The following is a 4,359-nucleotide window of genomic DNA, read 5'->3' on the forward strand; positions in this document are numbered from 1 at the left end:
TGTATTCGACAGCCTGGACGCACTTGAAAATCACCTGGAAGCGGCACTGTATGACATGGAAAAGGATCGTGAATGTGTCCAATCCATCGTTGCATGGCCCTGGATCATAAATTCAATTATGAAATAGAATTGGAATTACAGATTGTATAGTTCCAGGGCGCAATAAGCCTAAGTCTTTTACAGGAGATATACCGTGGGTAACCACTAATGATCTTATACATCTTGGCACTACAATGCATTCGAAGCAATCAATTGGATTATCTGATGAAGAGATTAAGAAGGTAAAAGCTAAAGTAGTACCTCAAGACTCAGTTTTAATGACGTGCGTAGGTGATCTTGGAGTAGTTTCAATAGCTGGTATGCCAATGGTAATAAACCAGCAACTACATGCTTTTCAATGTAAGAATAAATTACGAAGTAATTTTTTAATGTATGTGCTCTCATTTCAGAAAGGCTATATGCTTAAGATGGCTTCAAGTACAACTGTTCCATATATGAATAAAGCCATATGCAATAGTATTCCAATGATAGTTCCACCTCTAAAATTGCAGGATGAGTTTACGACTCTGGCAAATATGATTAGAGGCTCACTGATTAAAAAAAAGAAAAGTAGTATTGGATTGTCTGAGTTTTTTTCTTCGCTCACTCAACGCGCCTTCGCGGCGAATTGAACAAACAAACCGAAGCCGAATAACCGAGCCCTTCACCATGTCAGAAAGCCGCAATCCACCTAGCAACTTCGGTTTCCTGATCGAACATTGGGCTTTTCTGCATGGCGACGCGCAGCAAGTCGAAAGCTACGCCTTGCGCGATCCGCGCGCGGCGGCGATTTATGCACGCCGCACGCTGGAATTGTCGCTGCGCTGGTTGTTCGCCAACGATACTGCGCTGAAAACGCCGTACGACAAAAGCCTGGCGGCGATGATCCACGAGCCGACGTTTGCGGGTAATATCCGCCAAGGCTTGTTTCACGATATCAAGTTCATCCACCGGCTGGGCAACATCGCTGCGCATGGCGATCAGCATATCTCCGCACAGGAAAGCTTGCAGGCCGCGATGGCGCTGCATATGTTTCTCGGCTGGCTGTCGCGCGTGTACACGCGGCAAAATGTTGCGCCGCAACCGTTCCAGGCCGATTGGCTGCCGAAGTCAGAACCGCAAACACCGCCGCTGACTGTGCAGCAACTAGAGCAATTACAGGATCAATTAGCCGCCAGAGACGCGGCCGCAACGGCCGCGCACGAGAAACTCACGCGTACCGAAGCCGAGCTGATCGAACTGAGGACGCAACTGGCAGCATTGCAGCAACTGAAGCAGGCCAATCAACAATCCATTGGCAGCAGTGAATACACCGAGGCGCAGACGCGCGAGCTGATGATCGACGTGATGCTGCGCGAGGCGGGCTGGGACCCGAAGGCGGCAAACGTTGCGGAATTTGAGGTGCACCAGTGCATGCCGACTGCTACTGGCGAACGCAATGGCACCGGTTATATGGATTATGTGCTGTGGGGTAGTGATGGCAAACCGCTGGCGCTGGTAGAAGCCAAGAAAACCCGTAAAGACCCGCTCGCGGGCAAGCACCAGGCGGCGCTGTATGCGAACTGTCTGGAGCAGCAGTTCGGTCAGCGCCCGGTCATCTATTATTCCAACGGCTACACCACCTGGCTGTGGGACGACAGTTTTTATCCGCCGCGCGAGGTGCAGGGCTTTGCCACGCGCGATGAACTGCAATGGTGTATTCATCAGCGCAGCCTGCGTCAGGCTTTACATCAATTGCAGCCGAAACCGGACATCGCCGGACGGCATTACCAGATCGAAGCCGCTGCCCGTGTCATGGAACATTTCGGCCGTGAACGTAAGCGCAAGAGTTTGATCGTGATGGCGACCGGCACCGGCAAGACCCGGCTGGCGATTGCGCTGGTCGATATGCTGATGCGCGCCAACTGGGCGCGGCGCGTGCTGTTTCTGGCCGACCGCATCGCGCTGGTGAACCAGGCGAAACGCGAGTTTAACCGGCTGTTACCGCATGTGTCGGTGGCGAGTCTGCTGGAACCCATGCAGTGCGATGCGCGCGTGGTGTTTTCGACGTATCCGACCATGCTGAACTGCATCGACGGTACGCGGCGCGACATCGAAGAAACTTTCAGCGTAGCGCATTTCGACCTGCTGATCATCGACGAGGCCCATCGCTCGGTGTATCAGAAGTACGGCGCGATTTTCAATTATTTCGACGCGCTGCTGCTGGGATTGACCGCCACACCGCGCGGCGAGGTAGACCGCAACACTTACCGCCTGTTCGAGCTCGACGACCACCAGCCGACCTACGCGTACGAACTCGAACAAGCCGTGAACGATGAATACCTGGTGCCGCCACGCGCGATGTCGGTGCCGCTCAAGTTTCAGCGCGACGGCATCCATTACTATGACCTGTCGCCGGAAGAGCAGGAAGAATACGAACAGCAGGAGCGTTTTTACGACGAGGAAAGCGGTGAACTGAAAGAAGCCATCGACCCGCCCGCGCTGAACCATTGGTTGTTCAACGAAGACACCGTGAATCAGGTATTGATGTACCTGATGGAAAACGGCATTAAGGTGGAAGGCGGCGACCAGCTCGGCAAGACCATCATTTTCGCCAAGAACAGCAAGCATGCAGATTTTATCGTCGAGCGCTTCGACAAGCATTATCCGCATTATGCCGGCAAGTTCTGCCAGAAAATCGATTTTTCGGTGAAATACGCGCAGAGCCTGATCGATGATTTCAAGGAAAAGCACCGCTTTCCGCAGATCGCGGTGTCGGTCGACATGCTCGATACAGGTATCGACGTGCCGGAAATCGTCAATCTGGTGTTTTTCAAGCTGGTGCGCTCGCGCGTCAAGTTTTGGCAAATGATCGGGCGCGGCACACGGTTGTGCGACAACCTGTTCGCGCCCGGCGAGCACAAAAAGGAATTCATTATTTTCGATTACTGCCAGAATCTGGAATTCTTCGACGCCAATCCCACCGGATACGATGCGGCGGCGCAGGAATCAGTGAAGCAGAAGATTTTCAAGCGACGGCTGGAGCTGGCGGTGGCACTCCAAAACGGTCAGCCGGAGGGCGCGGCAACACGAGATTTTGCCGCGCAATTGAAGGATCAATTACATAGCGTGGTGACCACACTAAATCGCGATAATTTCATCGTGCGCAAGCAGCTACAGGCAGTCGAACAATATGCCCAACGGGATGCGTGGCAAAAACTCGGCGAGCATGATGTCAAGATGCTGACGGAACAGATCAGCGGACTGCCTGCAGTGGACAGCGATGACGAATACACGCGCCGCTTCGATTTTCTGATCCTGAACTTGCAATTGGCAATCCTGCAGCGCAATCCAGCGCAGGCCAATTATCAGCGCAGTGTGCAGCAGATAGCCAGGGAACTGGAGGATAAAGCGGCGATTCCGAGCGTGGCGGCGCAAATGGCATTGATTCTGGAATTGCAAACCGATGGCTGGTGGCAGGACGTCACGCTGCCGATGCTGGAAGACGTGCGCGTGCGGCTGCGCGGGTTGACGCGTTTCATCACTCCGGAGGAACGGATTGATGTGTACACGCATTTCACCGACCAATTAATCCGGCAGGACGTGGCGGAGTACGACGTCGTGAAGCGCGACCCGAGTCTGCAGAATTACCGTAAGCGGGTGCAGCGCTTCATCCGCGAGCATCAGGATCACGTCACGATCCGCCGCCTGAAAAACAACGAACCGATCACACCGACCGATATTGCTGCGCTGGAAGTAATTCTGTTCGCTGAGAATGGCCCAATTCCAAAGGATGAATATCAGAAAACTTATGGTAAAGAGCCTCTCGGTAAGCTGGTGCGTTCGATTGTCGGATTGAACCGTAATGCCGCCAAAGCGGTGTTTGCCGGGTTCTTAGCGCAACATCCGACAATGAATGCGGATCAAATGACTTTCCTGAATGAAATTGTCGAATATCTGGTAAAAAACGGTGTCATGGAACCACGTGTGATTTTTGAAACGCCGTTTAACCATTATCATGAATCAGGCGTCGTCGGCGTTTTTGGCGATGAATTGAGTCGGCAGATTGTCGAACGTATTGATTGCGTCAACAAGAACGCCGGAATGGTTGCTGTCAAATGAAGCTATTGTTTTAATATCAATAAACGAGCTTTATTTAAGTACAAAACCAGGCTTGTGCGATGCCCTTCTTAATCTCTAATTGCAAATGGTTGATCCAAATCAACATGATCATTTATTCATATGGATAGAGAACTTTGCACGGTCAGAGCCAGTTTCAGATGCGATTAATGATATAATAGTGTTTTTAATCATACAATTGAGTTAATTGATATGAGCTTT

General features: G+C 51.8%; 2 protein-coding genes. Both read left to right on the plus strand.

All coding sequences use genetic code 11. From position 1 onward, the window contains the following. The first annotated feature begins 146 nt into the window (after positions 1-146). Complete coding sequence (locus tag BM021_RS14485; protein WP_256207953.1) at positions 147-671, plus strand: restriction endonuclease subunit S; 525 nt, start codon at positions 147-149, stop codon at positions 669-671. Between the two features lie 37 nt (positions 672-708). Next, positions 709-4,140 (plus strand): DEAD/DEAH box helicase family protein, encoded by a 3,432-nt coding sequence (locus BM021_RS14490; RefSeq protein WP_090721697.1) that lies wholly within the window; start codon positions 709-711, stop codon positions 4,138-4,140. Positions 4,141-4,359 lie beyond the last annotated feature (219 nt).

The sequence above is a fragment of the Nitrosomonas sp. Nm166 genome, from assembly GCF_900112825.1.
Classification (GTDB): domain Bacteria; phylum Pseudomonadota; class Gammaproteobacteria; order Burkholderiales; family Nitrosomonadaceae; genus Nitrosomonas.

Coding starts and splice junctions, on each gene's coding strand:
- BM021_RS14490 (WP_090721697.1), top strand. CDS start 709: ATGTCAGAAAGCCGCAATCCACCTAGCAACTTCGGTTTCCTGATCGAA.